Raw genomic sequence first — 4,823 nt, 5'->3', positions numbered from 1 at the left:
CTTCGTGTGTATCAAAGTGTACCATTGCGACCTTGCCATACTTTTCGCTGTAAGCTTTAAGTTCAGCATATGCAATAAGGTGATCGCCGCCCAAAACGATAGGCACTGCACCTGCGTCAAGTACCTTTCTGACCGATTCCCTGATAAGCTCCATTGTCTCCTCAACATAACCAAGCACAACGCCGATATCGCCCATATCCATGCCTTTTAGGTTAGCGACCTTATATGAGTTATCCTGTTCATATGACAATCTGCCTGCACCATAAGCATTTCTTATCGCTCTAGGGCCAAAACGACAGCCTGTCCTGTTTGTCACGCTGGTATCATAGGGCACGCCCAAAACAACAAAATCTTCACCATCGATATCCTGCTTATATGGAAGCCCGAAAAGCGTCTTGATATTATTTTCTCTGCGCTTTGCAATGTTGTTTCGTGTCTCTTCTGAAATAATTTTATCAAACATTTTCGATCATTCCTTTCTTAGCATATTCTTTGATGCCCGCCTTTTTGCAAGCCACACAGGTAATAAATTCTTTTACGATACGGCTGGCAAGAATTGAAGTTATTCCCCCTGCGTCATAGTTCGGTGCGACTTCAACAAGGTCAAAGCCAACAATATCAAGACCGATAAGCGCATGACGAATAAGTTCAAGAGCTTGTCTTGAAGTAAATCCACAGGAAACGGGAGTGCCTGTACCGGGAGCAAAAGCAGGATCAACAAAATCTATATCAAATGTGACCATGACCTTATTGTTTCCGACCTTTTCACGGATAAGCTCCGCCGTTTTCTCAATGCCCATATGATGTATATCAACAGCATAGATATGCTCAAGGCCTGCATTATTCGCAAAATCAAAATCACTCTCTTCAAAAAGTCCGCCTCTCATACCTACCTGTATAGATGTTTTCGGGTCAATGCAGTCATATTCGATCGCTCTTCTGAAAGGGTTAGAGTGGTCGTGATGTTCTTTATCAGTATCGCTGCCCCATGTATCTGTATGCGAATCAAAGTGTATTATCGAAACAGGCCCGTAAACATCCTTATAAGCCAGCAGTTCAGGAAAAGTGATAGAATGATCACCGCCCAGAACAATTGGAATTGTACCTGTTTCCAAAATAGCTTTCATTTCCTGTGGTATCGAACCAAGATAAGCTTTCTCAGCGTTCCACATATCAAGATCTCCATAATCAACGCCCTTTACATATTTACTCGTATCAATGCCGACAGCCTCGTTCACGCTGTCTGTGGGAAATGCTCTGCGAATCCCATCAGGACCAAACCTCGTTCCCGGACGATATGTTGTTCGGATATCAAATGGAATACCTATAATAGTGTAATCCGCCCCAGATGTGTCAGTTGAACTTTTCAAACCGCCATATGTAAGCTGCACCTTTTTATCAGTATTTATTGCGTTCATAGAATCACTTTCCTTTCTTAATTTGTTGATTTCATTTTACGCTATACAGTTACAGTAAAGTCAATGCTCATTTGTAAAGAAAAAATTAATTCTATGGCAACAGATTATCTTAAAGCGTTCTTTATTTTCTGCAAACTAAACGTCTAAAGCACATATCATATTATTAATGGCAAAAAAACACCCCGTATCATAAGACACGGGGTGAAATTTATGTTATCTATTCAGATATCCTAAACTTTGCAAGAATTACTTCTTCTGTGCAATAGCAGCCTGAGCAGCAGCAAGTCTAGCAATTGGAACTCTGAATGGTGAGCAAGATACATAGTCAAGACCGATCTTGTTGCAGAACTCAACAGATGTTGGGTCGCCGCCGTGCTCACCGCAGATACCGCAGTGGAGCTTTGGATTAACTGGCTTACCAAGTTCAAGAGCCATTTCCATAAGCTTGCCTACGCCGTTCTGGTCGAGCTTAGCAAATGGATCGTTCTCGTAGATCTTTGCATCATAGTAAGCATTGAGGAACTTACCAGCGTCATCTCTTGAGAAACCGAATGTCATCTGTGTAAGGTCGTTTGTACCGAAGCAGAAGAAGTCAGCTTCCTTAGCAATCTCGTCAGCTGTAAGAGCAGCTCTTGGGATCTCGATCATTGTACCAACCTCGTACTCAAGGTCAGAACCAGCAGCCTTGATCTCAGCGTCAGCAGTCTCAACAACGAACTTCTTAACATACTTAAGCTCCTTGATATCATTTACCAGTGGGATCATGATCTCAGGCTTAACTGTCCAGTCTGGGTGATTCTTCTTAACGTTGATTGCAGCCTTGATAACAGCCTTTGTCTGCATCTTAGCGATCTCAGGATATGTTACTGCAAGACGGCAGCCACGGTGACCCATCATTGGGTTGAACTCGTGGAGTGATGCGATGATAGCCTTGATAGTCTCAACAGGCTTGTTCTGTGCCTTAGCAAGAGCCTCGATATCAGCCTCTTCTGTTGGTACGAACTCGTGAAGTGGTGGATCAAGGAATCTGATAGTAACAGGGTTACCCTCAAGTGCCTCATAAAGAGCCTCGAAGTCAGCCTGCTGCATTGGCTCGATCTTAGCAAGAGCAGCTTCTCTCTCTTCAACTGTGTCTGAGCAGATCATCTCTCTGAATGCAGCGATTCTCTCAGGATCAAAGAACATGTGCTCTGTACGGCAAAGACCGATACCCTCAGCACCCAGCTCTCTTGCCTTCTTAGCGTCAGCAGGAGTATCTGCGTTTGTTCTAACCTTCATTGTTCTGAACTTGTCAGCCCAGCCCATGATTCTGCCGAACTCGCCAGCGATCGTAGCGTCAACAGTTGGAATGATACCATCATAGATGTTACCTGTTGAACCGTCGATTGAAATATAGTCACCCTCGTGGAACTCCTTGCCTGCGAGTGTGAACTTCTTGTTAGCCTCGTCCATAACGATATCTGAGCAGCCAGATACGCAGCATGTACCCATACCACGAGCAACAACGGCAGCGTGTGATGTCATACCGCCTCTAACTGTAAGGATACCCTGTGAAGCCTTCATACCTGTGATGTCCTCAGGTGATGTCTCAAGTCTTACGAGAACGACCTTCTCGCCTCTCTCGTTCCAAGCCTCAGCGTCATCAGCTGTGAATACGATCTTACCACAAGCAGCTCCTGGAGAAGCGCCAAGACCCTTGCCCATAGGAGTAGCAGCCTTGAGTGCCTTTGCGTCGAACTGTGGGTGAAGAAGTGTATCGAGGTTTCTTGGGTCGATCATTGCAACAGCCTCTTCCTCAGTTCTCATGCCCTCATCAACGAGGTCACAAGCGATCTTAAGGGCAGCCTGTGCAGTTCTCTTACCATTTCTTGTCTGAAGCATATAAAGCTTACCGTGCTCAACAGTGAACTCCATATCCTGCATATCTCTGTAGTGATCTTCAAGTGTCTTACAAACCTTGTTGAACTCAGCGAATGCCTCTGGGAACTTCTGCTCCATTTCAGAGATGTGCATTGGTGTACGAACACCAGCAACAACGTCCTCGCCCTGTGCGTTTGTAAGGAACTCACCGAACAGACCCTTAGCACCTGTAGCCGGGTCTCTTGTGAATGCAACACCAGTACCGCAGTCATCACCCATGTTACCGAATGCCATGGACTGAACGTTTACTGCTGTACCCCATGAATAAGGGATATCGTTATCTCTTCTGTATACGTTAGCTCTTGGGTTATCCCATGAACGGAATACAGCCTTGATAGCGCCCATGAGCTGCTCCTTAGGATCAGTTGGGAAGTCAGAACCGATCTTAGACTTGTACTCAGCCTTGAACTGGTTAGCCAGTTCCTTAAGATCCTCAGCGTTCAGCTCAACGTCCTGCTTAACGCCCTTCTTAGCCTTCATCTCGTCGATAAGCTCCTCAAAATACTTCTTACCAACTTCCATAACTACGTCAGAATACATCTGAATGAATCTTCTGTAGCAGTCCCAAGCCCATCTTGGGTTATTAGACTGAGCAGCGATAGTCTCAACAACTTCTTCGTTAAGGCCGAGGTTAAGGATTGTATCCATCATACCAGGCATTGATGCTCTAGCACCTGAACGTACAGAAACGAGGAGTGGGTTCTCCTTGTCACCGAACTTCTTGCCTGTGATCTCTTCCATCTTTACAATGTACTCGTTGATCTCTGCCATGATCTCAGGATTGATCTCACGGTTGTCCTCATAATACTGAGTACAAGCTTCCGTTGTGATCGTAAAGCCCTGAGGAACAGGGAGACCGATATTTGTCATCTCAGCAAGGTTAGCACCCTTACCGCCGAGAAGCTCTCTCATGTTGGCATTACCCTCAGAGAAAAGATAACAATACTTCTTTGCCATTGGTTTTTTACCTCCAAAAATTTTTTGAATTCCGAAGCGTGCGGACACAATTATCCCGTCGCCCACGGTTACATATATATTATAACAGATTTAAAGCCAAATTACCATAGGTTTTTCTCACTTTTATACATAAAATCTTATACAATATTTGCTCTCTTTTTATGTGCAATATGACAGTTTTTAAATATCAACACAAAAAAAGCCCCGCTGAAAAACAGCAGGGCTGAAATGTCTATTTTGTCGGTGGAAGCAGCTGCCTCTGCAGAAAATACCTACTTATGTCCGATACCGCAGACAAACGGCAATATATGACATGCCGTACATTTATAATGCGCTGAACGGGGTGCGCCACGCTTATTTCTAAGCCACCTATATCATACCATATCCGCAAGCATTTGTCAATAGCAAAAATGCAAAATAAAAAGCCCTGCTGATGTAGTGCTACAATAGATATTGGACAAAATTAAGAAAAAAGAAACCTGCTAAGAAAAATCAATAGGCAAAATGAACAAAGTTGAGAAAAGAAGC

Annotated in this window: 3 protein-coding genes; all 3 read right to left on the bottom strand. The window is 44.2% G+C overall.

Annotated features, from left to right (window positions below; all coding sequences use genetic code 11):
* A partial coding sequence (locus WS40_RS09980) for an arginase family protein (RefSeq protein ID WP_046442009.1) occupies nt 1–463 on the bottom strand: 463 nt, incomplete at its 3' end.
* The gene (speB, locus tag WS40_RS09975) at nt 456–1,418 is read right to left on the bottom strand and encodes an agmatinase (RefSeq protein WP_046442007.1); all 963 of its coding nucleotides are present in this window, start codon (nt 1,416–1,418) and stop codon (nt 456–458) included. The genes speB and WS40_RS09980, both read right to left, overlap by 8 nt.
* 246 nt (nt 1,419–1,664) lie before the next feature.
* A complete protein-coding gene (ppdK, locus tag WS40_RS09970) occupies nt 1,665–4,295 on the bottom strand; it encodes a pyruvate, phosphate dikinase (RefSeq protein WP_046442005.1) in 2,631 nt (876 codons plus the stop codon).
* Nucleotides 4,296–4,823 lie beyond the last annotated feature (528 nt).

This window comes from Ruminococcus sp. N15.MGS-57 (assembly GCF_000980385.1).
Classification (GTDB): domain Bacteria; phylum Bacillota; class Clostridia; order Oscillospirales; family Ruminococcaceae; genus Hominimerdicola; species Hominimerdicola aceti.
Note: the sequence above shows the minus strand (reverse complement) of the source record. Positions and strands in the feature narration are given on the sequence as shown.